Origin of the sequence: Mesorhizobium vachelliae (assembly GCF_033977325.1) — a bacterium.
GTDB classification, from domain to species: domain Bacteria; phylum Pseudomonadota; class Alphaproteobacteria; order Rhizobiales; family Rhizobiaceae; genus Mesorhizobium; species Mesorhizobium vachelliae.
Map to the genome: position 1 here is coordinate 187,900 of NZ_JAVIIR010000001.1, position 21,590 is coordinate 209,489.

Genomic DNA, 21,590 nt, shown 5'->3' on the forward strand with positions numbered 1-21,590 from the left:
AAGAGACGATGAACGCACGAGAAGAAATCCGCGCCGGCGAGGCCGAAGCCGGGAAGCGCGCGGCCGGTCACATGCCGGATGCGGCGCGCAAATACCAATCCTACCCCACCGTCGGCCTGACCGACCGCACCTGGCCGAACAAGATCATCGACAAGGCGCCGATCTGGTGCTCGGTCGACCTGCGCGACGGCAACCAGGCGCTGATCGACCCGATGGGTCATGAAAGAAAGGCGCGCATGTTCGCGCTGCTCCTCGACATGGGCTTCAAGGAAATCGAGATCGGCTTCCCCTCGGCCTCGCAGACGGATTTCGACTTTGCCCGCTGGTGCATCGAGGAAGGCGGCGTGCCCGCCGACGTGTCGCTCCAGGTGCTGGTGCAGTGCCGGCCCGAGCTGATCACGCGGACTTTCGAGGCGCTGAAGGGCGCACACCGGCCGATCGTGCATTTCTACAACTCGACCAGCGAATTGCAGCGCCGCGTCGTCTTCGAAAAGGACGTCGCCGGCATCAAGCGCATCGCCACCGACGCCGCCAAGATGATCACCGACATGGCGGCCAAGGCCGGCGGCGGCTATCGCTTCGAATATTCGCCCGAAAGCTTCACCGGAACCGAGCTCGACGTCGCGCTGGAGATCTGCAATGCCGTCACCGAGATCGTGAAGCCGACGTCCGACAACAAGCTGATCATCAACCTGCCCTCGACCGTCGAGATGTCGACGCCCAACGTCTATGCCGACCGCATCGAGTGGATGTGCCGCAATCTCGACAACCGCGAGAACCTGATCATCTCGCTGCACCCGCACAACGACCGCGGCACCGGCATCGCCACCACCGAGCTGGGCCTGATGGCCGGGGCCGACCGCGTCGAAGGCACGCTGTTCGGCAATGGCGAGCGCACCGGCAATGTCGACATCGTCACGCTGGCGCTCAACATGTTCACCCAAGGCGTCGATCCGGAGCTCGATTGCTCCGACATCAACCGGATGAAGGATGTCTACGAGTATTCGAACCAGCTGAAGATTCCGGAACGCCATCCTTATGTCGGCGAACTGGTCTACACGGCTTTCTCCGGCTCGCATCAGGACGCCATCAACAAGGGCATCAAGGCGCTGAAGAAGGCCAACACGCCGCTCTGGGAAGTGCCTTATCTGCCGATCGATCCGGCCGATGTCGGCCGCACCTATGAGGCGATCATCCGCATCAACTCGCAGTCGGGCAAGGGCGGCATCGCCTATGTGCTGCAGGCCGATTACGGCCTCAACCTGCCGCGCAATCTGCAGATCGAGTTCAGCCAGGCGATCCAGGCGATCACCGATGCGGAAGGCAAGGAAGTGCCTGCCAAGCGCATCCACGAACGCTTCCTCGAAACCTATATCGACCAGCCCGGCGCGCGGCTGAAGTTCCTCGACCATCGCACCTTCCCCGACACCGAGGTGAAGGGCCGGCGCATGGTCGAAGCGGATATCATCGACAACGGCAAGGAAATGACCATCACCGGCTCAGGCACCGGCCCGATCGACGGCTTTGTCGATGCGCTCTCGCGCCATGTCGGCATCGACATGTCGGTGCTCGACTATTCCGAGCATTCCTTGCAGCGCGGCTCCAACGCCTCGGCGATTTCCTATGTCGAGATGGAATATCCGGGCGGCAAGCTGTTCGGCGCCGGCATCAACACCAACATCGTCGCCGCCTCGCTTGAGGCCGTTGTTTCGGCCGCCAACCGTATCGTCGGCCGCCGCAGCAGTTGATGTGAAACGGTCCGGCTCGGCGACAGGCTGACCTGTCCGAAGCGTGACGCATTCCAATGGCGCCACGCTTCAGGCACAGACGTGAGAGCTGCCATTCGTTAACCGGCGGAGGAATTTCCAGTGGCTTACGCGATCGCATAATAGAAGCATCCTTGTGCGACGGCGCGGGCGCTATATGATCGCGTCCTAACCTGTGCCGACTTCGGAAGGATCGACACTTGGAGCATGCCCCGCCTGCCGCCCCCGCAGTGCGCGAGACATTGGAGCGACTGCTTGCCAGCGAAACGTTCGGACGCTCCGAGCGTGCCCGCAGGCTGTTACGCTATCTGGTGGAACGCGAGCAGGCCGGTGAGGCGGACAGGCTGAAGGGCGTTTCCATCGCCATGGACGTCTTCGGCAAGGACGGCGATTTCGACGCCTCCACCGATGCCGTGGTCAGGGTCCAGGCCGGTCGGTTGCGCGAGCTCCTGGAGCAGTATTTCGCCAATGAAGGTGTCGCCGAGCCGGTGCGCATCGCGATCCCGCGCGGCGGCTATGTCCCTTCCTACGAGCTGAATGCGATTCGGCTGCCTGGCAACGCCAAGCCCGCCGGCAACGCTATGCAACGGTCCGACGCATCGGCCGAAGCCGCTCCGGCTGTGTCCGAGCATCTCGACAGCTCCGTGCCGGACGAGCCTGTGGCGCTGACGGCGCCGGCGGCACCCGCACAGTCGCTCACGCGGCAGCTGCGATTTTTCTGGGCCGCCATGGTTCTGGTCATCATTATGCTCGGCGTGCTCATCGTGCGTCAAAGCAACGCTTTCCTTGGCGGCAGCGAATCGGCCGCAACGGTCGAAACGGCGGGCGCGGCGAGCACCGCTGCCCAGCCGACATTCGACTCCCTGCCGCTGATCTACATTGCGGTGAAAGCCAATGGGCCGGAGGCCGCTCGCGTTGCATCGTCGTTGCGTGCCGGCCTTGCCGGTTTCGACACCATCGATTTCATCGGGCGAGATGCGGATTCGACGCGCGATCAGGCCGCCGATCCGATCAGTTTCGTCTTCGAAATTGTTCCCGGGCCCACTGCCGGCGACGTCACGGTGGAATTGCAGAGCGTCGCGACCGGGCGGGTTCTCCTGTCGCGAAACCTGACATTGGCCGAAAGCGCCTCCGGTGCTGTTGAAAGCAACATCGCCAGCCTCCTCACCTCGACCGTTCCCGCTTCGGGCGCGATCTACAGCTACATTGACCAGAGCGACATCCGGACCAGCCAGATCGGATGCCTGCTGCTTGACGACCGCTATTATCTCGACATGAGCGCCCAGACGCACGAGGCCGCGTATCGCTGCCTGGAGAAGCTGGTCAGCGAAGGCACCAAATCGTCGCTTGTCTACGCGGAACTGGCCTCGCTTCATACGGAAGCCGTCAACAACCACTATGCCTATCCCGCCGACGCGTCGCTCGAAAAGGCCATGTCTCTGGCGCATCGCGCCGTCCAGATGGGGCCGATGAGCCCGCACGCGCATCGCGCCTTTGGCTACCTCAACTCGCGCCTCGGCAACTCGGACGAAGCGACCCGCTTGATGCGCAAGGCCTACGAGCTCAACCCGTATGATCTCGGCATGGCCGCCGCCTATGGCTACGGGCTGATCTTCGCCGGTAAGTATGACGAGGGAACGCCGATCCTGGGTCACGCGGTCGAAGCCTTCAGCGGCCATCCCACCTGGTGGGATTATGGCCTGTTCATCGGAGCCTTCATGCAGGGCGATATGAAGCAAGCCGCGATCGCCAGCGAGTCGCTGCGCACGACGGCATCCAAGTCGCACTATCTGGCCGCGCGCCTGATCGGCGCCAAGATTTCAGGGCGCAACAAGCTGGCGGGCGAGCTTGCCAACGAGCTCACCGCCGAATTCCCGGACTTCGTCGCCGACCCGCGCGCGACATTCGTCGAACGCAAATACCCTGCCGATCTCGTCGACCGGCTGGTCCAGTCCTTGCGAGCCGCCGGGATCGGCAACCCAAGCTAATCCAGCCTTATACTCGTGTTTGGGCCACACGATTACCGGAGCGCAAAAGTGTGACGCTGTGATCCGGCGAGTCTAGCGCATGCTTGCGTGTCAGGCACCTTACGGGCGCTCCGGTCGCGAAAATTTTACTGGCCATGGGTCTGGATCGGGAGCAATCCAGCCACAATTTCGAATTGCTGCCTGTCTTCTTCACCGTTTCATTTTCATGCTTCCATTCCCCTATGCCGTCGAGGGCGGCGCTGGCCCGAAGACGATCGTCTTTCTGCACGGCTTCGGGGCCTGCCGTGAGATTTGGCGTGACGTCATGGCATCGCTGGCGCCCGAAGCGAGAATGTTGGCCTACGATCTGCCTGGCCATGGGCAGTCCCTGGAATGCGAAGGCATTGGCGGCGCCAAGCCGGCCGCGCAGGCCATCCTCGCCGATCTTGCGGCGCGCCAGTTGGGCAAGGTCCACCTCGCCGGTCACTCCATGGGCGGCGCGATCGCGACATTGATGGCGCTTGCCGAGCCCGACAAGGTGGCCTCGCTCACTCTGTTGGCGCCCGGCGGCTTCGGCCCGGAAATCAACGCGGCCTTGCTGCGCCGCTACGCCGCCGCAGCCGGCAGAACAGAGGTCCGCACCAGCCTTGCGGCCATGTCGGGCCTGCGGAGCGTGCCGCCCGACCACGTGGTGGATGCATTGTGCCGGATGCGCAGACAGCCGGGCCAGTTGCAAACTCTGATCGACATGGCGGCCGCGATGACAAAGGATGACCGGCAAGGCGTGATCCCCCGCGCGCAGCTGGAGACGCTCGACATGCCGGTGATGGTTGTCTGGGGAGCGGAGGATCCGCTCCTGCCTGTCGCGCAGACCGAGGCTCTGCCGCCGCATTTCCACCTGCATCACGTTCTTGACGCTGGCCATATGCTGGTCGAGGAGGCCCCGGCCCTGGTTGCCGAGATCGTGCGGCGCAACACGCGACGGCGCGCCAGGCGGTTGCGTCCACCGCTGGGCGCCGCGGCGAGCTGATTGCTGAGTACCCCTTCGGGATTGGCTTTCCCGGACCAGCCTCGAACGCATCCGTACCTGCTTGATGCGGGCCGGGCGGCCGCGCCGCTCGCCGTCGGCAGTGCATTTTGCCGGCGATTGTGTTAACTCGCTGTTAACCAACAACGAGGCAGCCGCCCATGAAGGACGCAGGCGACAAGATCACTCCGATAGAGCCGTCGCAAAAGCTCTCGGATGCCATACGCGACGTCAAGAATGCGTTCGCCGACCGCGATGACGTGGTCGTCGACATGCGCGAGGCGCATCGCATGCGGCTCGATCTGCTGGCGACCGAGCTTGCGCCGGTCTTTGCCGATGTCCCGGCCGACATGGACAGCTTCGACTTCGCCGTCTCGTCGGGCCTGCAGCCGCGGCTGTGGATCGACGCGGTGAGCCATGTCGCCATGGGACGCGACCGCCGCACCTACCGCTTCCTCAAGGATACGCGCGTCGGCCGTGTCGTGCTTGCCGAGACGACCGAGATGAAAGCGGTCGCCGACGCCGTGACGCGCTACGTGGCCGAACGGGTCGTCGAACGGCAGCACATGATGGAGGGCGGCATGGAGAGCGCCGTTCCCGGCCTGCATCGTCCCGTGGTGCGGGAAGCGGAGCCGCCGATTCAATCCGAAAGCCGCCTCAATGGCTGGACGACCTTTTTCGCCGGCCTCGGCCTGATAACCGCCGGTGCGCTTGTCGGCCTGGCGGTTTCGCTGGCGATGTTCTGGGATCGCATCATGCACATGAAGATCAGCTTCTGACGAGCTCGCGGTCCTTCACGGCCGGCACGTCAAGATCCGTCGTTTGCAGATCCGAAGGCGGCAGCGCCGGTCCGGTTAGGCCGCGCCGCGTCAAGCGCACGCGCCAGGCGCCCCTTTCGCCGTCGATCTCGAACAGATTGTACTGAGCGGCCGGATGCTTGCCGCCCGGCGCCTGGCCGGCGGCGGCAACCCCGACCACCGGCACTTTGGCGCCACGTGCGCCGATGCTGAACAAGGACGGCAGATGCGAATGGCCGTGCAGGACGAGCTCCGCGCCATGCCGGCGAATGACTTTGTGAAAACGAGCGATGCCGAACAGCCGCTTATGTTGCTGGACGGCGCCGCGCACCGGCGGATGGTGGATCATGATGGCGCGGAACAGCCCTTGTTTGGCCGCGTCGTCGAGAACCTTGCCGAGCCGCTCGGCCTGCCCTTCCATGAAGAAGCCATTGGCCATGAAGGGTGCTGTGGCGCGCGCCGTGGTGACGCCGATCAGCGCGACATTGCCGCGCACACGCAGATACGGAAAGGAATTGCGGTCGACTGGAGTGTTGACGCCGTCGCCCGTCATCCAGGGAGCCCACGCCCGGCAGACCTTGTCGAAGGCGCCAGGCACATAGGCGTCGTGATTGCCTGGCACCACGGAAACGTCATGCGGCGATCCAAGCGTCTCCAGCCAGTGCTTCGCCATCTCGATCTCGCCGTCGAGCGCCAGGTTGACCAGGTCGCCGGTGACGGCGAGATGGTCCGGCGCGTTCGCCTTGATGTCGGCGACGATGGCGTCGATGACGGCGTCATGCATATGGCGGCGCCGGTTGCGCTGCCAGTTGACATAGCCCAGCACGCGCTTGGACGCGAGATCGCGATAGGTTACATCGGGAAGCGGTCCCAGATGAGCGTCGGAAATATGCGCGAGCCTGAACATGGTCTCTTCTTAAGCGACGCTGGCGAGGCTTTCCACTCACCCTTTGCTGTTCGCCCAAGCGGGTTCCGCAAAAGTGTCCCACGGTTTTGCGGCCAGGACCTGCGACAAACAAGGAAGGCCAGGCAGACGTTCGTGGGGCAACCCTCGAACATCTGCTTGGGGATCATCCGATGAACCGCCGAGCCGATCCGGAAGAGGTGTTCCGCCAGACCGGCTGGCCGGGACTGCGGGCAAGGCTGTTCCATTTTTACTTCCTGCTGCGCCGCCCCATGACGCTTGGCGTGCGCGGGCTGGTTTATGACCGCGCCTCCAATTCCGTCTTCCTGATCCGCCACACCTATGTTCCCGGTTGGCAATTGCCGGGCGGCGGCGTCGAGATCGGTGAGACGCTCGAGGAAGCGCTGGCTCGCGAGCTGGCCGAGGAAGGCAACATCGCCCTGACGGCTCCGCCGGTGCTGAAGTCGATGCATTTCAACCGCCGCTCCAGCAAGCGCGACCATGTCGGCCTTTATCTGATCGAAGCTTTCAGCCAGACGGCGCCGAAACGGCCGGACCATGAGATCGCCGAAGCCGGTTTCTTCCCGATCGACCGCTTGCCGGAGGGCACGACGCCGGCGACGTTGCGGCGGATAGCAGAGATTTTTGGCGGCGAGCGTATCTCGGCTTACTGGTAATCACGCCGCCTTCCGGAACCTGTTTCGGTCATGCGGCGCGGCATAATCGAGCTCCGGTCCCGCCGGAACGATCCCCGTCGGGTTGATCGATTTGTGGCTGCCGTAATAATGCGCCTTGATGTGGTGCAGGTTGACCGTGCCCGAAACGCCGGGCACCTGATAGAGATCGCGCAGATAGTTGGACAGGTTCGGATAGTCGGCAGTGCGGCGCAGGTTGCATTTGAAGTGGCCGACATAGACCGGATCGAAACGCACCAGCGTCGTGAACAACCGCCAGTCCGCCTCGGTTATGTGCTCACCGGCCAGATAGCGCCGCTTCGAAAGCCGCTCCTCGATCGTATCGAGCGCCGCGAACAATTCGCCGAACGCTTCCTCATAGGCTTTCTGCGTGGTGGCGAAGCCGGCGCGATAGACGCCGTTGTTGATCGCCGGATAGACCAGCGCATTGATCCTGTCGATCTCCGCGCGCCGCGCCGCCGGATAAAAGTCGAGACCCGCATCGCCCCATTCGTCGAAGGCGGAATTGAGCATGCGGATGATCTCGGAGGACTCGTTGTTGACGATCGTCTTTTCTTGCTTGTCCCACAGCACCGGCACCGTCACGCGGCCTGAATAGTCGGGATCGGCCTTGGCATAGATCTGGTGCAGGAAATCGAGGCCGTAGAGCGTGTCCCCAGTGGCGCCGTCCTCGGCTTTGAAGGTCCAGCCGTTCTCGCCCATGAAATGGTGCACCACGGAGACGGAGATGATGCGCTCCAGCTTCTTCAGGGCACGGAAGATCAGCGTGCGGTGTGCCCAGGGGCAGGCGAGCGATACATAGAGATGATAGCGGCCGGCTTCCGCCTTGAAGCCGCGCATGCGCCCTTCCGCCGGCCTGCCGTCACGCGTGATCCAGTCGCGCCATTGCGACTCCGTCCGCACGAAGCGCCCAGCGCTGTCGGTGTTCAGCGCGCGATCCTGCCATTTGCCTTCAATCAGCAATCCCATGCGAAAAAATCTCCCTGTGGCTGAACACATATCTAGACCGATAACCGGACTGGCGAAGCCTTCGGGCACTGAACAGTTCGTCAAACGACGAGCCGTGGAGCAAAGAAAGGCAAAGGCACCGATTGCAGCGACACAAAATTGGTGCTAGCGGAGGCGCCCATGTTCGACTTTGCCTCGATCCGGTTCGACCGACGACGAAAGGGCGCCCGCGCTTAAGAAGCGCTGATTGGCGAACGCTGCCGCTTTGCAGCAAACCTTCCTCGCATACCGGAACGCAAAGACCATGAGCCTTGCCGACGTGAAATACCTGCCGGAAACCCCGGCGCATGATGCCGAAATCGAAGCCATCAACGACGAGACCTTCGGCCCCGGTCGTTTCGTTCTTGCCGCCTACAAGATCCGCGAGGCCGGCGGGCACGACCGCTCGATGTCCTTTGTCGCCGTCAAGGACGACACGGTGATCGCTTCGGTGCGCATGACGCGCGTGGCCGCGGGCGCCGGACGCGCCATGATGCTCGGCCCGCTTGCGGTGCGTCCCGCGTTCAAGAATCTCGGCATCGGCCGCAAGCTGGTTGCGATCGCGCTGGAGGCGGCCAGGAAGGCCGGTGCGCCTGCCGTCATTCTGGTCGGCGACGAGCCATATTATGGACCGCTTGGCTTCAAGCGCTTTCCGCGCGGGCAGATCACCATGCCGCGCCCGGTCGACCTCGACCGGCTGCTGCATCACGAGATCAAGCCGGGCGCCGTCGCACGATTTGCCGGCGATGTCTGTCACGCCAGCACGGCAAGGGTGGCGGAATTTGCCCCGGCTGTGTCGCGTCCGGCCGCCAGTGCGCAGCCGTCGATCGACCCGCCTATTGCGGTTGCGCCTCCTTTGCGCGCTTCGTAGCATAATTAAAAACCCTGGGAGGCTTGCATGAACCCGAACGGCCAGACCGCGATCGTCACCGGCGGGGGATCCGGCCTTGGCGAGGCGACGGCGCGCGCCTTGGCGGCCAAGGGCGCCCGTGTCGCCATCCTCGACGTAGGCATCGAGCGCGCGGCGAAAGTCGCGGCCGACATCGGCGGCATTGCCGTCCAATGCGATGTCAGCAGCGGCGACAGCGCGACGGCCGCGATAGCCGAAGTAACTGAGAAGCTCGGGCCGCCGCGCATCCTGGTCAATTGCGCCGGCATCGCCATCGGCGTGAAGACGATCGGCAAGGACGGACCGCATCCACTCGACCAGTACCGCAAGGTGATCGAGATCAACCTGATCGGCACCTTCAACATGATCCGCCTCGTCGCCGACCGTGCGGCGAAGCTCGATCCGCTCGCCGGCGGCGAGCGCGGCGTCATCGTCAACACTGCCTCCGTCGCCGCCTATGACGGCCAGATCGGCCAGGCCGCCTACGCGGCGTCCAAGGGCGGCGTCGTCGGCATGACGCTGCCTGTGGCGCGCGACCTGGCGCGGTCCGGTATCCGCGTCTGCACCATCGCGCCCGGCATCTTCAAGACGCCGATGATGGCCGGCATGCCGCAGGAGGTGCAGGATTCGCTCGGCGCCTCCGTCCCCTTCCCGCCCCGGCTCGGCGAGCCGTCGGAATATGCATCGCTCGCCCTCCACATCGTCGAGAACCAGATGCTGAACGGCGAAACCATCCGCCTCGACGGCGCCATCCGCATGGCGCCGAAATAAGCGGAGATGACTGGCTCGCCGACAGGCGCCGGTGCCTCTACCGAAAAGACAGGCCCGCTCGCCGGTCTGAAAGTGATCGAGTTCGCGGGGATCGGTCCGGTGCCGCTTGCCGCCCTGATGCTGTCCGAGATGGGCGCCGAGGTGCTGCGCATCGAGCGCGCCGACGCCGGCCAGCCGCTTCTGAACCTGCCGGAAGAATACGATCTCGACCGCCACGGCCGTTCCATCCTCAAGCTCGACCTGAAGCGTCCTGTGGGCGCGGAACTGCTGCTGCGCCTTTCGGTAAGGGCCGACCTGCTCGTCGAAGGCTTCCGCCCCGGCGTGATGGAGCGGCTCGGCCTCGGGCCCGACGTCGTTCTCCGGCGCAATCCGGCGCTGATCTATGGCCGCCTGACCGGGTTCGGCCAGGAGGGGCCGCTATCCGGGCGAGCCGGGCACGATATCACCTATCTCGCCTATGCGGGCCTCCTGCATGCGATTGGCAGGCAGGACGCGCCGCCAGTGCCGCCGCTCAACCTCGTCGCCGATCAAGGCGGCGGCGCCATGATGCTGATCGCAGGCGTGCTCGCCGCCCTTTTCCAGCGTTCCCTGACCGGAAAGGGCCAGGTGATCGATGCCTCGATGATCGAGGGAGCCTCGACGCTCGCAGCTCCCATCCACGCCTATATGGCGGCGGGTCTCTGGAGCGACAGGCGCGGCCAGAACCTGCTCGATTCCGGCGCGCCGTTCTACGATACCTATGAGACGGCGGACGCAAGGCACATTGCCGTCGGCTGTCTCGAGCCGCGCTTCTTCGCCGAATTCGCCAGGCTGCTGCCGCTCAACGGTCATTTTGTCCGCAGCCAATACGATAAGTCGTCCTGGCCCGCGATGCGCGCCGCCATTGCCATCCGGATCAAGGCGAGGACGCGCGACGAATGGGCCGCGCTTTTCGCCTCGACCGATGCCTGCGTGGCGCCCGTGCTGTCCCTGTTCGAAGCCAGGAACCATCCGCACAATCGCGCCAGACAGAGCTTCGTGAAATCGGGCGGACTCGACCGCCCGGCGCCCGCGCCGCGTTTCTCGCAAAACCCGCAGACGCTTGCCGCGGCGCCTGCCGACGCCGATCGCGAGCCCGCAAACATATTGACCCGCTTCGGTTTGAGCGAAGAGGAAATCGGAGCGCTTGCAAAGGCGGGTGTAATCGGCCGATAACCGGAGAGTAGAAATCAACTTATCTCGGGTGAGCTTGTGACCGAACCGAAAAAAGACGTCATCCGCGAAACCGACGCCGAAGCGGTCAGGCTGGCGAAAACCCTGATCCGCTCGGCGCGTTTCGGCGCGCTCGCGGCGATCGAGCCTGGCACCGGCGCGCCGCTGGCGAGCAGGGTTGGCGTCGCCACCGACATCGACGGCGCGCCGCTGATCCTGATCTCGATGCTGTCCGCGCACACCGGTGCGTTGCTCGCCGATCCGCGCTGTTCGCTGCTGCTTGGCGAACCCGGCAAGGGCGATCCGCTGGCGCATCCGCGCATCAGCCTTGCATGCCGCGCCTTGCGGCTGGAACGGGGATCCGCCGATCAGATCCGCGCCGAGCGCCGCTACCTCAACCGCAATCCGAAAGCGAAGCTCTATGCCGGGCTCGGCGACTTCTCGTTCTTCCGGCTCGAGCCCGAGCGCGCGAGCCTGAACGGCGGCTTCGGCAAGGCCTTTCTTCTCGACCGCGACGATTTCATCACCAGCGCCGCCCGCATCGAGGAGTTCGCCGACAGCGAGCAGGCGGCACTCGATCACATGAACGCCGATCATCGCGACGCGCTTGCCCTTTATGCCCGCCATTTCGGCCGTACCGAAGGCGACGGCTGGATCGCCACCGGCTTCGACCCCGACGGCATGGATCTCGCCGCCCCGGATGCGACCTGCAGGATTTTCTTTCCCCAGCCTTTGCAAAGCGCGCGCGAATTGCGTTCAGCGCTTGTCGAGATGGCAAGGGCGGGACGCGCCGCAGAGCAAGAGCGATAGTTGATCGCGCGCCGGCGAAAGCAACGCTTGAGATTTAAACAAAATCATCTACCCTCGTTGTGACGCTGATTCAGCAGCGCCCATCGACATCTGAACATTGTGGAATCAGGCGCCATTGCCCCCTGGCGCCAGGATGATCCAGGACCCTTGGGGGATCTATGATCTCAAATAGACTAATCGCCAATGCGGAATCGGCGGCCGCCTTTCTCACCCTTATGGGCAACGAGAAGCGCTTGCTGATCGTGGCCCATCTGATCGACAACGAAATGTCGGTCGGCGCCATCGCCGAGAAGGTGCAGCTCAGCCAATCCGCGCTGTCGCAGCATCTCGCCAAGCTGAGGGCACTCGATCTCGTCGAGACGCGGCGCGACCGCCAGATGATCTACTATTCCTGCAAATCCGAAGCGGTGCGCGAATTGCTGCGCATGCTGGAAGGCATTTTCGGCGAAGGCGATCTCTCCCAGATGGCCCACCGCTTGCGCCGCGCCGGGGCTTGACCCACGGTTCCAGTCGCTCATACCTCGCCGATCAGTCTTCGGCGAGGCATGCATGAACCTCATCCCTATCGACGATCCCCAGGACCTGCGTGTCGCCGCCTATCTCGACATCCGCGAGCGCGATCTCGTCGGACGGCACGGTCGCTTCGTCGCCGAAGGCAAGGTGGTGCTGGATCTCCTGTTGTCGACCGGACGCTTCACTGCCGAGTCTGCCCTCATCCTCGAGAACAGGCTGACTGGCGTGCAGGGGATCTTGCGCAAGGCGCCGCCGGATTTTCCGGTCTATGTTGCCGCCGGTGAGGTCATGGACCGGATCGCCGGCTTCCACATGCACCGCGGCATCCTGGCGATCGGCGTGCGAGGCGCGGCGGCGCCCGCCGAAATTCTGGTGGAAACCTTGCCTCGCCGCGCGTTGGCCGTCGTCCTGGTCGGCATATCCAATCACGACAATATGGGGGCGATCTTCCGCAATGCCGCAGCCTTCGGCGCGGACGCGGTGCTGCTCGACCGGACGTGCTGCGATCCGCTCTACCGCAAGGCAATCCGCGTTTCGGTCGGCGCCGCGCTGAAGGTCCCCTTCGCGTCCTTCGGCGATACCGCAGCCTTCATCGCGACGCTCGATCGGCTTGGCTTCAGCCAGTTCGCGCTATCGCCGCGTGGCGCAACCGACATCCGCGCCGCCGACCATTCGGCCAGGCTGGCGCTCTATCTCGGCACCGAAGGCGAAGGCCTGCCGCGGGATTTGCTGGCCAGGCTGAACACGGTGCGGATCGGCATGGCGAAAGGTTTTGACAGCCTGAACGTCGCCGCGGCGTCGGCAATAGCGCTGCATCATTTTTCAAACCGGTAGCAGTCCGCAGGGGGCGCCCTGCAATCGTCTTCCTCAGTTGGACGAGCCGGCTTTCTGCAAAGCCCTCACCCGGTCGGCAAGGCTGACGCCCCGCCCATTCTGCTGCCCCTCGCCCGCCAGCGCCTTGGCGATAGGGGAATCCGGCCCGTCGAGCTTCATCGTCAGATTGACGACCTCGGCCGCCAGTTCGTTCATTTGTTCGCGAAGACCGGCGCCGGAGCGTGCGTCGCCGGCCGCTTCGGGCATCGTCGCCCCCGATGCGGCAAGATCGGTTTTCAGCCGCTTGTTCTCACGCGCCAGCGCCGTCAGCCTTGCCTCCAGCCGTTCCCGGTCGCCCTCGAGCTTGGCGATTGCCTTATCGACATCGTCACCTTTCGCATCCGCGCCGGCAGCCAGCCGCGCGACGCCGTTTGCCGCGACGCTCTCCTTCGAGCGTTCGCGCATTTGAGCGAGGTCCTTCTCGCGCCGGTCGAGCTTTTCCTCGCGGTCCGCAAGCGTGGCAAGCAGCCGCTCCACCTTCTTCTCCAGCTCGGCCGTCTTCTTCTTCTCGGCCTTCAACGCTTCGCGCGCGGCCTTGCTGTCCGACGCGATTTCCTGGTTGCGCCGGTCCGCCTCCTTGCGCTGGCCTTTGAGCAAGGCGATGTCGCTGGCGAGCTTTTCCAGCTCGGATTCGCGCGCAACCAGCTCGATCTGGCGGTTCGAGGACGAGAAGCTGGCGTCGTCATACATCTGCTCGAGCTTTCGCAGCTCCAGCGCGCGCTTCTCCAAAGCCCGCTCCGACTGTGCGAGCTTTTCCGACAGGCGATGCAGATCCTCCTCGCGCTGCCTGAGCTCCGCATTTTTGGCCTGCAGATCGGAGAGCGCCTGGTTCTTGTCCTTCGTTTCGACCGCGAGCCCCTTCAAGGCTTCGCGCCCGCGACCGATCTCGACCAGCTGTTCGGCCACCTTCTCGTGCAGGTTCTTGACGGTTATCTCCAGCCGTCGCGTCGCCATGGCATATTCCGCACGGACCCGGTCCTTGTCCGCCTGGATCTCGGCGGGCGTCAGCGGCAACGAAGCCTCCAGGCGCCTGCGCGTCAGGACAACGGCCCGTCGCCAGACCGCCGGCGCGACCAGCGACACGAGAAAAACGGCGCAAAGGAAACCGAGTACGAAGAACAGGACCGACTGGACCAAGGCGTGCTATCCACGTTTACAAAGCGGCAATCGCAGCATTGTGCCACGTTGGCATGGCGGAAATTCAACGCCGCGGCAAGAGCTTGCCGCGGCGCGATCATCATTGTCCGAGCGATTGTAGCGGGAGCAAGCCGATCAGAACGGGTTCCAGGTCGGCATTTCGGTGAGCTTCAGATAGCCGAGATTGACCCCGAGGCGGGCACCGACACCGGTGCGGATCGGCACGATCAGCACGCGGTTGCTCTGCAAAACGTTGAAGCCCACGCCCGCAATGACATAGGCGGAGCCGGCAACGCCGCCGAAGCGATTGTAGAGGCTGCTGATGTCGTCGAGGTTGTAGACCAGCATCATCACCCGCGATCCCTCGCCGCCGAAATCCCAGCCGAGCGACGGACCTTGCCAGAACACCTTATGGTCGCCGGCGTTCTTGGTGTAGAGCGTCCCCTCGCCATAGGTCAGGCCGCCGATCAGGGCACCGGATCCTTCCTCGCCGAGCAGGTAGCCATTGGGCAGGCCGTAGGAGGCAAAGATCTTCTCGACGACGGTGGCCAGACCGCCCGACGTCTCGCCGAAGAATTTATGACCGGAATCGACGATTTCCTGAGCGGTGTACTGCTGGGCCCGCGACGCCGAGGTCGAAAGGACCAAAGCCGCCAGGAGTGTGATGGTCATGGTGAGGACACGGACGAACGTCCGGTCGTAGTATCGGGAAAACATGCTTCCAATCTCCGTCAGGGAGCACTTTCGCCGACGCCTCGCACCCCTGCGGCTCTTGCCGGCCGTTCAGGGTGGCTATCACAGGCAAACTATGCCGTAATCCTTTTTCAACCATTAAGCTCCCACACGAAGATGGCGGTTCGAAGGCTGCGCTTGCGCCTCCGCAGCGGGTTTCCCCCGCGAACACACCATTTTCGCCGTCGAAAATTTGGGATTTGTTGATGCGCGCTCGGGCCCTGTGTATTCAGAAAGCCTTGGAAAAGAGCGTGATTCGCGTGGGCAGGCGCGAAAACTGTCGCTCGGCCATGAACAAGTGACTTAAGCAGGGATTTCGCCGATGGCCGAGCTTTTCACCCTTTCCGCGCCTGATCTCGCTGCGCTGCTTTGCAGCCGCGTCTGCCATGACATCATTTCGCCGGTGGGCGCAATCAACAACGGCCTCGAACTGCTCGACGAGGGCGGCGCCGACGAAGACGCCATGAAGCTCATTCGCCAGAGCGCCAGGAACGCCTCGGCGCGGCTGCAGTTTGCCCGCATCGCCTTCGGTGCCGCGGGCTCGGCCGGCATGATGATCGACACCGGCGATGCCGAGGCCGTGGCCATCGCCTTCCTGAAGAACGAAAAGCCGGAACTGGTTTGGAACGGCCCCCGGGCGCTCCTGCCCAAGAACAAGGTCAAGCTGCTGCTCAACCTCATCCTCGTCGCCAACGCGGCCATACCGCGCGGCGGCAAGCTGGTGATCACGCTGGAAAACCTCGAAACCGAGCCGCGTTTTTCGCTGTCGGCCAGCGGCCCGATGCTGCGCGTGCCGCCGAAATTCCTCGAACTGCATTCCGGCCACAAGCCGGAGGAGCCGATCGACGCCCATTCGGTCCAGCCTTACTACACGCTGCTTCTGGCGCGTGAGGCCAATATGACGATCTCGATCCACGCGACCCCCGACGAGATCGTGCTGACGGCTGCATAAGAAACGCCGAAGTATCTTTTATCGCTGATATTTGTGCTGGCAGTGCAGGCCGAGCAATGCCGGCTGCAATCCATGTAACGGCGCCGCGGGCCAAAACCGCGTGGTACGCCCGTTTGGAAAAACTTTACCTAACGGCTTTTCGGCTTCTTTACCAGATTGGCCTATGGTGCTTTTCGGTTACCCGGAGGTTGCCGGTTCGGCAGATGGCAAAGAGGACCCGGACATGAAGCGCTGCCTGTTCGTCGATGATTCGAGCGTCATCAGGAAGGTCGCAAAACGTATTCTTGGCGGCTCGGACATGATTGTCGCCGAGGCGTCGACCGGGGTCGAGGCTGCCGAAATCTGCGCCGACGACATGCCGGACGTGATTGTCATCGATGGCGGGCTGACCGACATCCAGGCTGTCGATCTCATTCGCCGCATCCGCGCCATCGAAAGTCCCGTCAAGCCGCAGATCCTGGTCTCGCTGGTCGAGGTCGATGTGGCTGCGATCATGCGCGCCAAGCGCGCCGGCGCTCAAGGCTATCTGCTGAAGCCCTTCAACCGCGCGCAACTGCTCGAAAGCTTCCGTTTCCTCAAAATCGCCGCCTGATTCGCTGGAAGCGTTTCAAACAAAAAACCCGGCCGAGGCCGGGTTTTCGTTTGAAATCAAAGGGATCGTCTACGCGCTGACGCGGATATCTTCCGGCTCGCGCAGCACATAGCCGCGGCCCCACACCGTCTCGATGTAGTTCTGGCCGCCGGACGCCGCGTCGAGCTTCTTGCGCAGCTTGCAGATGAAGACGTCGATGATCTTCAGTTCCGGCTCGTCCATGCCGCCATAGAGATGGTTGAGGAACATTTCCTTGGTGAGCGTGGTGCCCTTGCGCAGCGAGAGCAGCTCCAGCATCTGGTATTCCTTGCCGGTCAGGTGCACGCGCTGGCCGCCGACCTCGACCGTCTTGGCGTCCAGATTGACCACCAGGTCGCCGGTGGTGATGACCGACTGGGCATGGCCCTTGGAGCGGCGCACGATCGCATGGATGCGCGCCACCAGCTCATCCTTGTGGAAGGGCTTGGTCATATAGTCGTCGGCGCCGAAGCCGAGGCCGCGCACCTTGTCCTCGATGCCGGCCATGCCGGAAAGGATCAGGATCGGCGTCTTGACCTTGGAGAGGCGCAGCGTGCGCAGCACCTCATAGCCCGACATGTCGGGGAGATTGAGGTCCAGAAGGATGATGTCATAATCGTAGAGCTTGCCGAGATCGACACCTTCTTCGCCGAGATCGGTCGTATAGACGTTGAAGCTCTCCGATTTCAGCATCAATTCGATGCTCTGTGCGGTTGCACTGTCGTCTTCAATCAGCAGAACACGCATTTCATTCCCCTTTTCTGCTGCCGGACCATCTCACGACCCGTCCGGGACCCGGAGCAGTGATTGCCTGAACAGAAGGTGCCACCGACTGGTTAACAAATCCTAATTTCGTGTCATCCACGATACCAGATTTTTTAACCCCTTTCTACACCCACTTGAATCTAATAACGAATCACAGACCAAAACCGCTAATGCACCACATTAATAAGTCAGCCTAAGTGACTCCAGAGACTCGCAGGCCGGGGCTTCCGCCGAGAGCCGGAATTTTTACCCGGCCTTAAGTCCTCGCCCGTATGATTAACAATGCCCGTAAACGAATGGTTACCGCCGGCAAAAATCTTTAGGGCTTTGTTTCCCATAGCCCAGGGAAAGCCGGGGGAAACGGGCGGCGCTTGGATCGTTCCGGGCGGACTGGGCGGTATTGCAAGTGTGCGTTTACGGAGTATCGAGTCATGAAGTCACGTGAAAACCTCGTTCGACTGAAGCAGTTTCAGGTGAATGAGAAGCGGCGGCAGCTCTTGCAGCTGGACATGATGATCGCCGAGTTCGAACGCATGGCCGTCGAGCTGGAAGCGCAGATTATCGCCGAAGAGAAAAAAGCCGGCATCACTGACATCAACCATTTTGCGTATCCGACCTTCGCCAAGGCGGCGCGCCTGCGCCGCGACAACCTCAGGAACTCACAAAGCGACCTCGCCCAGCAGCGAAGCACCGCCGAATCATTACTCGGCGAAGCTGAAGCGGAGCTTTCCAAGGCAGAGATGCTGGAATCGCGCGACACCAAGATCCGCGAGGCCGAAACAGGCGGCCGCAGCGCCATGATCGGCTGATCGCCGGGCGTATCAGCAAGCATGCCGGCGACCTGCCGGCACCTTCATATCGGGCAATCGGCAGAAATCGGCCTCGCGGTGGTCAGGGCACAGCGGCCATCTCGTCATGGTCGGCCGATGCCCGGGCCCGGGCATCCTTGATCTCCGGTGCATGCTCTTCCGCCCAGGAGCGAATCTGGCTGAGCAGCCCGGCAAGGTTCTGACCAAGCTCCGTCAGCTCATACTCCACGCGCGGCGGGATGACCGCAAACACCTCGCGCCGCACAAGGCCGTCGCGCTCCAGCATACGCAGCGTCTGGGTCAGCATCTTGGGCGTGATGCCCTCGAGCTTGCGCGCCAGCTCGCCATTGCGCAGCCGGCCGCGCCGCAGCGCGCAGACGGTGAGATAGACCCATTTGCTGGCCAGCGTCTCGAGCACGGTATGCGACGGGCAACTGCGCCGGAACGCGTCGTAGCCGAATGGCGATCTGCTCTCACTATCCATAAGGTGTCTATATATCGAAAAGGTACATACTCGACAATCACATATTACTATCCAAATGATAGCGGCATATCCACTCGAACAGGAGGCGTTCATGCGTGCCGTTATCCAGACTTCCGTCGGCGGACCCGAGGTCCTTTTCGTCGCCGAGCAGCCCGACCCCGCGCCCAAGCCCGGTCAAGTGCTCATCCGCGTCAAGGCGGCGGGCATCAACCCGGTCGACGGCGCCGTGCGCGGCGGTTCCTATCCTCTGCTCGGCGAGCCGCCTTTCATCCTCGGCTGGGATATTTCGGGGACCGTCGCGGCGCTGGGGGACGGCGTGAGTGCCTTCAAGGTCGGCGACGAGGTGTTCGGCATGCCGCTCTTTCCCAAACAGGCTGGAGCCTATGCCGAGCTTGCCGCGGCGCCGGCGGACGAGATCGCCGCGAAACCTGCTGCCATCGATCATGCGCACGCCGCGGCCCTGCCGCTGGCCGGCCTGACGGCCTGGCAAGGCCTTGTCCGCCATGGCGGCCTGCAAGCCGGGCAACGCGTGCTGGTTCATGCCGGCGCCGGTGGCGTCGGCCATCTGGCGGTTCAGATCGCCAAGGCACGCGGCGCCTGGGTGGCCTCGACCGCCAGCGCGGACAAAACCGACTTTGTCCGCTCGATCGGCGCCGACGAGGTCATCGACTATACGAAGGGCGAATTCACCGGAAAGGTCGGCGATCTCGATCTGGTGCTGGAGACGGTCGGCGGCGACCATGCCGCGGGTTCGCTCGAGGTGCTGCGCGACGGCGGCGTCCTGGTGTCGCTGCTCGCCGTCCCCGACGCGGTCAAGGCAAAGGCCAAGGAACGCAACATCCGTGTCGAGCGGATGTCGGTCACGCCCGATCGGGAAGGCCTTATCGAGCTAGCCAGGCTCGTCGATGCCGGCAAGCTCGTGCCGCATGTGGCGAAGGCCTTTCCCCTCGACCAAGCGGGGGCCGCCCATGCTTTCCTAGCCACGCGGCCGATCGGCAAGGTCGTGCTGACGGTCTGAGGCATGTCTCCCGAAAGTGGGAACCGGTTTCGGGATAAAGACATGCGCAAAATCAGAAAGCGCATGGAGCGAATCTGAAAGATCGCGACGCGCTTTAGGCTTTTGCAGAAATGAAAAGGGCGCGGTGTTTCGCGCCCTTTTCATTTTATGGCTGTCCGGCCTAGTGCCGGTATTGCTGGATCCGCGTGGTGCGCAGCCCGGCAAGGCCGTATTCGTCGATCGATGCCTGCCAGGAGAGAAATTCTTCAGTGGTGAGCTTGTAGCGCTGGCAGGCCTCTTCAAGGCTGAGCAGGCCGCCGCGCACCGCCGCGACCACTTCTGCCTTGCGCCGGATAACCCAGCGCCGCGTATTCGTCGGCGGCAGATCGGCGATCGTAAGAGGGCTGCCGTCGGGCCCAATAACATACTTGACTCTAGGTCTAACCAGATCGGTCATCGTACTCTCTACTAAAAACTCAAAGACCCAATCCCCGCCACAGTACCGCCACAGCTTTAAAAATTGCCTAAGCGAACCCTAATCACTAGGTAAGGATCATGAACGACCGGTTAGGATTTCGTTTAGAATTTGAAACACCGGCCTCCAGGCCTTGAAATTGCCGGTAAACTCGTCTCGGGCCGCAAGCTGGCGCATACGTGGCGCTTGACCTATATTCCAGCCATTGGCATTGAGCGCCGCACAGTGAAAGCACCATGAACAGCCTAGACCTTCCCCGCCGTCCCGAAGAAACCCGCGTCGTGGTCGCGATGTCGGGGGGTGTCGATTCGTCCGTGGTCGCCGGCATCCTGAAGCGCGAAGGCTATGACGTGGTCGGCGTGACGCTGCAGCTTTACGATCACGGCGCGGCAACGCATCGCGCGGGCTCCTGCTGCGCCGGACAGGACATCGACGATGCACGCCGCGTCTCGGAGACGCTCGGCATCCCGCATTACGTGCTCGATTATGAGGAGCGCTTCCGCAAGGCCGTCATTGATCCCTTCGCCGAGAGCTATGTCGCCGGCGAAACGCCCATCCCTTGCGTGTCCTGCAACCAGACGGTGAAGTTTGCCGATCTTCTGGCGACCGCCCAGGATCTCGGCGCCGACGCCTTGGCCACCGGCCATTACATCCGTTCCCGCGCCAACGGCGCGCATCGCGCGCTCTACCGGCCGGTCGATGCCGACCGCGACCAGAGCTATTTCCTGTTCGCCACCACGCAGGCGCAGATCGACTATCTTCGTTTCCCGCTCGGCGGCCTGTCCAAGCCGCAGGTCCGCGCCATCGCCGAGGAAATGGGACTGACCGTCGCCGCCAAGCAGGACAGCCAGGACATCTGCTTCGTGCCGCAGGGCAAGTATTCCGACATCATCGCCAAGCTGAAGCCGGCTGCGGCCAATCCCGGCGACATCGTCCATATCGACGGCCGCGTGCTCGGCCGCCACGAAGGCATCCTGCGCTACACGATCGGCCAGCGCCGCGGCATCGGTATCGCCTCCGGCGAGCCGCTCTATGTCGTCCATCTCGACGCCGATCGCGCGCGTGTCATCGTCGGCCCGCGCGAAGCGCTGGAGACGCACAAGATCTACCTGCGCAACATGAACTGGCTGGGCGACGGCCCGCTGTCGGACGTTCCGGCTGGCGGGATCGAGCTCTTCGCCAAGGTCCGCTCCACCAGGCCGCCGCGTCCGGCCGTGCTGCGTCACCGCGACGGCCTGACCTCTGTCGAGCTGGCCGACGGCGAGTCGGGCATCGCGCCGGGCCAGGCCTGCGTGCTCTATTCCGACGACGGCAACGACGCGCGCGTCTTCGGCGGCGGCTTCATCGAGCGCTCCGAGCGCGGCGCGGAAGCCGAAGCCATGTTGTCCAGGCTTGCCGCCAAGCCGGCGCAGATTCCCGCCGAGTAAGTTCTCAGTCTG

23 protein-coding genes are annotated in these 21,590 nt (G+C 63.4%); 16 read left to right on the forward strand and 7 right to left on the reverse strand.

The genetic code is table 11. The features are described 5' to 3' along the window. Window positions 1-71: 71 nt before the first annotated feature. The 4 genes from leuA to RFM41_RS00970 all read left to right on the forward strand — a co-directional run bounded on the left by leuA (window position 72) and on the right by RFM41_RS00970 (window position 5,539). The gene (gene leuA, locus RFM41_RS00955) at window positions 72-1,748 is read left to right on the forward strand and encodes a 2-isopropylmalate synthase (RefSeq protein WP_430691495.1); all 1,677 of its coding nucleotides are present in this window, start codon (window positions 72-74) and stop codon (window positions 1,746-1,748) included. A 218-nt stretch (window positions 1,749-1,966) separates the two neighbouring features. Further along, a complete protein-coding gene (locus RFM41_RS00960; RefSeq protein WP_320245664.1) occupies window positions 1,967-3,754 on the forward strand; it encodes a tetratricopeptide repeat protein in 1,788 nt (595 codons plus the stop codon). 205 nt (window positions 3,755-3,959) lie between these two features. Then, window positions 3,960-4,763, forward strand: coding sequence for an alpha/beta fold hydrolase (locus RFM41_RS00965; RefSeq protein ID WP_320245665.1), 804 nt, complete (start codon window positions 3,960-3,962; stop codon window positions 4,761-4,763). 158 nt (window positions 4,764-4,921) lie between these two features. Next, on the forward strand, window positions 4,922-5,539 hold the full coding sequence (locus tag RFM41_RS00970) for a hypothetical protein (RefSeq protein WP_320245666.1): 618 nt from the start codon (window positions 4,922-4,924) through the stop codon (window positions 5,537-5,539). Here RFM41_RS00970 and RFM41_RS00975 read toward each other — a convergent pair. Continuing rightward, a complete protein-coding gene (locus tag RFM41_RS00975) occupies window positions 5,529-6,464 on the reverse strand; it encodes a metallophosphoesterase family protein (RefSeq protein WP_320245667.1) in 936 nt (311 codons plus the stop codon). The two genes, RFM41_RS00970 and RFM41_RS00975, sit on opposite strands and share 11 nt — an antisense overlap. A 170-nt stretch (window positions 6,465-6,634) precedes the next feature. On the opposite strand from RFM41_RS00975, the gene RFM41_RS00980 reads away from it, so the two are divergent. After that, window positions 6,635-7,138: an NUDIX domain-containing protein gene (locus tag RFM41_RS00980; protein WP_320245668.1), complete on the forward strand. Its 504-nt coding sequence runs from the start codon at window positions 6,635-6,637 to the stop codon at window positions 7,136-7,138. On the opposite strand, the gene RFM41_RS00985 is transcribed toward RFM41_RS00980, so the two are convergent. Next, window positions 7,139-8,125: a glutathione S-transferase family protein gene (locus RFM41_RS00985; protein ID WP_320245669.1), complete on the reverse strand. Its 987-nt coding sequence runs from the start codon at window positions 8,123-8,125 to the stop codon at window positions 7,139-7,141. A 283-nt stretch (window positions 8,126-8,408) separates the two neighbouring features. Here RFM41_RS00985 and RFM41_RS00990 point away from each other — a divergent pair, with 283 nt between their 5' ends. The 6 genes from RFM41_RS00990 (at window position 8,409) to RFM41_RS01015 (ending at window position 13,151) form a co-directional block, all read left to right on the forward strand. Further along, on the forward strand, window positions 8,409-9,014 hold the full coding sequence (locus tag RFM41_RS00990; protein WP_320245670.1) for a GNAT family N-acetyltransferase: 606 nt from the start codon (window positions 8,409-8,411) through the stop codon (window positions 9,012-9,014). A 27-nt stretch (window positions 9,015-9,041) separates the two neighbouring features. After that, a complete protein-coding gene (locus RFM41_RS00995; RefSeq protein ID WP_320245671.1) occupies window positions 9,042-9,803 on the forward strand; it encodes a 3-hydroxyacyl-CoA dehydrogenase in 762 nt (253 codons plus the stop codon). 6 nt (window positions 9,804-9,809) lie between these two features. Further along, window positions 9,810-10,997, forward strand: a complete 1,188-nt coding sequence (locus tag RFM41_RS01000) for a CaiB/BaiF CoA transferase family protein (RefSeq protein ID WP_320245672.1) — start codon at window positions 9,810-9,812, stop codon at window positions 10,995-10,997. A 36-nt stretch (window positions 10,998-11,033) separates the two neighbouring features. Beyond that, window positions 11,034-11,804, forward strand: a complete 771-nt coding sequence (locus RFM41_RS01005; RefSeq protein WP_320245673.1) for a HugZ family pyridoxamine 5'-phosphate oxidase — start codon at window positions 11,034-11,036, stop codon at window positions 11,802-11,804. A gap of 158 nt (window positions 11,805-11,962) precedes the next feature. Beyond that, on the forward strand, window positions 11,963-12,301 hold the full coding sequence (locus RFM41_RS01010) for an ArsR/SmtB family transcription factor (protein ID WP_320245674.1): 339 nt from the start codon (window positions 11,963-11,965) through the stop codon (window positions 12,299-12,301). Window positions 12,302-12,353: 52 nt separating this feature from the next. Next, window positions 12,354-13,151: a TrmH family RNA methyltransferase gene (locus tag RFM41_RS01015; protein ID WP_320245675.1), complete on the forward strand. Its 798-nt coding sequence runs from the start codon at window positions 12,354-12,356 to the stop codon at window positions 13,149-13,151. Between the two features lie 33 nt (window positions 13,152-13,184). On the opposite strand, the gene RFM41_RS01020 is transcribed toward RFM41_RS01015, so the two are convergent. Together RFM41_RS01020 and RFM41_RS01025 are read right to left on the reverse strand one after the other, a co-directional pair. After that, window positions 13,185-14,327: a coiled-coil domain-containing protein gene (locus tag RFM41_RS01020; protein ID WP_320245676.1), complete on the reverse strand. Its 1,143-nt coding sequence runs from the start codon at window positions 14,325-14,327 to the stop codon at window positions 13,185-13,187. Window positions 14,328-14,462: 135 nt separating this feature from the next. Beyond that, complete coding sequence (locus tag RFM41_RS01025) at window positions 14,463-14,999, reverse strand: DUF1134 domain-containing protein (protein WP_320246192.1); 537 nt, start codon at window positions 14,997-14,999, stop codon at window positions 14,463-14,465. Between the two features lie 382 nt (window positions 15,000-15,381). On the opposite strand from RFM41_RS01025, the gene chpT reads away from it, so the two are divergent. Both chpT and RFM41_RS01035 read left to right on the forward strand, forming a co-directional pair. Then, complete coding sequence (chpT, locus tag RFM41_RS01030; RefSeq protein WP_320245677.1) at window positions 15,382-16,011, forward strand: histidine phosphotransferase ChpT; 630 nt, start codon at window positions 15,382-15,384, stop codon at window positions 16,009-16,011. Between the two features lie 223 nt (window positions 16,012-16,234). After that, entirely contained in the window at window positions 16,235-16,603 is a 369-nt protein-coding gene (locus tag RFM41_RS01035; protein WP_320245678.1) for a response regulator, read from the forward strand. A 69-nt stretch (window positions 16,604-16,672) separates the two neighbouring features. On the opposite strand, the gene ctrA is transcribed toward RFM41_RS01035, so the two are convergent. Next, complete coding sequence (gene ctrA, locus RFM41_RS01040; protein WP_006203583.1) at window positions 16,673-17,368, reverse strand: response regulator transcription factor CtrA; 696 nt, start codon at window positions 17,366-17,368, stop codon at window positions 16,673-16,675. A gap of 449 nt (window positions 17,369-17,817) precedes the next feature. Here ctrA and RFM41_RS01045 point away from each other — a divergent pair, with 449 nt between their 5' ends. Then, window positions 17,818-18,195, forward strand: a complete 378-nt coding sequence (locus tag RFM41_RS01045; protein WP_040989842.1) for a flagellar export protein FliJ — start codon at window positions 17,818-17,820, stop codon at window positions 18,193-18,195. 82 nt (window positions 18,196-18,277) lie between these two features. Here RFM41_RS01045 and RFM41_RS01050 read toward each other — a convergent pair whose 3' ends face one another. Further along, the gene (locus RFM41_RS01050; protein ID WP_320245679.1) at window positions 18,278-18,679 is read right to left on the reverse strand and encodes a winged helix-turn-helix transcriptional regulator; all 402 of its coding nucleotides are present in this window, start codon (window positions 18,677-18,679) and stop codon (window positions 18,278-18,280) included. Between the two features lie 91 nt (window positions 18,680-18,770). Between RFM41_RS01050 and RFM41_RS01055 the strand changes: the two genes are divergently transcribed. Then, the gene (locus RFM41_RS01055) at window positions 18,771-19,697 is read left to right on the forward strand and encodes an NADP-dependent oxidoreductase (protein WP_320245680.1); all 927 of its coding nucleotides are present in this window, start codon (window positions 18,771-18,773) and stop codon (window positions 19,695-19,697) included. 160 nt (window positions 19,698-19,857) lie between these two features. Here the strand turns inward: RFM41_RS01055 and sciP are convergent, their stop codons facing one another. Further along, window positions 19,858-20,133: a CtrA inhibitor SciP gene (gene sciP / locus RFM41_RS01060; RefSeq protein ID WP_006203587.1), complete on the reverse strand. Its 276-nt coding sequence runs from the start codon at window positions 20,131-20,133 to the stop codon at window positions 19,858-19,860. A 254-nt stretch (window positions 20,134-20,387) separates the two neighbouring features. Between sciP and mnmA the strand changes: the two genes are divergently transcribed. Further along, window positions 20,388-21,578 carry a tRNA 2-thiouridine(34) synthase MnmA gene (gene mnmA / locus RFM41_RS01065; RefSeq protein ID WP_320245681.1) on the forward strand — a complete coding sequence of 397 codons (1,191 nt, stop codon included), beginning with the start codon at window positions 20,388-20,390 and terminating at the stop codon, window positions 21,576-21,578. Window positions 21,579-21,590: the final 12 nt, after the last annotated feature.

Bases quoted from the DNA above. Each gene is read 5' to 3' on its own strand.
- leuA (WP_430691495.1), top strand. From the start codon at position 72: ATGCCGGATGCGGCGCGCAAATACCAATCCTACCCCACCGTCGGCCTG.
- RFM41_RS00965 (WP_320245665.1), top strand. From the start codon at position 3,960: ATGCTTCCATTCCCCTATGCCGTCGAGGGCGGCGCTGGCCCGAAGACG.
- RFM41_RS00970 (WP_320245666.1), top strand. From the start codon at position 4,922: ATGAAGGACGCAGGCGACAAGATCACTCCGATAGAGCCGTCGCAAAAG.
- RFM41_RS00975 (WP_320245667.1), bottom strand. From the start codon at position 6,464: ATGTTCAGGCTCGCGCATATTTCCGACGCTCATCTGGGACCGCTTCCC.
- RFM41_RS00980 (WP_320245668.1), top strand. From the start codon at position 6,635: ATGAACCGCCGAGCCGATCCGGAAGAGGTGTTCCGCCAGACCGGCTGG.
- RFM41_RS00985 (WP_320245669.1), bottom strand. From the start codon at position 8,125: ATGGGATTGCTGATTGAAGGCAAATGGCAGGATCGCGCGCTGAACACC.
- RFM41_RS00990 (WP_320245670.1), top strand. From the start codon at position 8,409: ATGAGCCTTGCCGACGTGAAATACCTGCCGGAAACCCCGGCGCATGAT.
- RFM41_RS00995 (WP_320245671.1), top strand. From the start codon at position 9,042: ATGAACCCGAACGGCCAGACCGCGATCGTCACCGGCGGGGGATCCGGC.
- RFM41_RS01000 (WP_320245672.1), top strand. From the start codon at position 9,810: ATGACTGGCTCGCCGACAGGCGCCGGTGCCTCTACCGAAAAGACAGGC.
- RFM41_RS01010 (WP_320245674.1), top strand. From the start codon at position 11,963: ATGATCTCAAATAGACTAATCGCCAATGCGGAATCGGCGGCCGCCTTT.
- RFM41_RS01015 (WP_320245675.1), top strand. From the start codon at position 12,354: ATGAACCTCATCCCTATCGACGATCCCCAGGACCTGCGTGTCGCCGCC.
- RFM41_RS01025 (WP_320246192.1), bottom strand. From the start codon at position 14,999: ATGACCATCACACTCCTGGCGGCTTTGGTCCTTTCGACCTCGGCGTCG.
- chpT (WP_320245677.1), top strand. From the start codon at position 15,382: ATGGCCGAGCTTTTCACCCTTTCCGCGCCTGATCTCGCTGCGCTGCTT.
- RFM41_RS01035 (WP_320245678.1), top strand. From the start codon at position 16,235: ATGAAGCGCTGCCTGTTCGTCGATGATTCGAGCGTCATCAGGAAGGTC.
- ctrA (WP_006203583.1), bottom strand. From the start codon at position 17,368: ATGCGTGTTCTGCTGATTGAAGACGACAGTGCAACCGCACAGAGCATC.
- RFM41_RS01045 (WP_040989842.1), top strand. From the start codon at position 17,818: ATGAAGTCACGTGAAAACCTCGTTCGACTGAAGCAGTTTCAGGTGAAT.
- RFM41_RS01050 (WP_320245679.1), bottom strand. From the start codon at position 18,679: ATGGATAGTGAGAGCAGATCGCCATTCGGCTACGACGCGTTCCGGCGC.
- RFM41_RS01055 (WP_320245680.1), top strand. From the start codon at position 18,771: ATGCGTGCCGTTATCCAGACTTCCGTCGGCGGACCCGAGGTCCTTTTC.
- sciP (WP_006203587.1), bottom strand. From the start codon at position 20,133: ATGACCGATCTGGTTAGACCTAGAGTCAAGTATGTTATTGGGCCCGAC.
- mnmA (WP_320245681.1), top strand. From the start codon at position 20,388: ATGAACAGCCTAGACCTTCCCCGCCGTCCCGAAGAAACCCGCGTCGTG.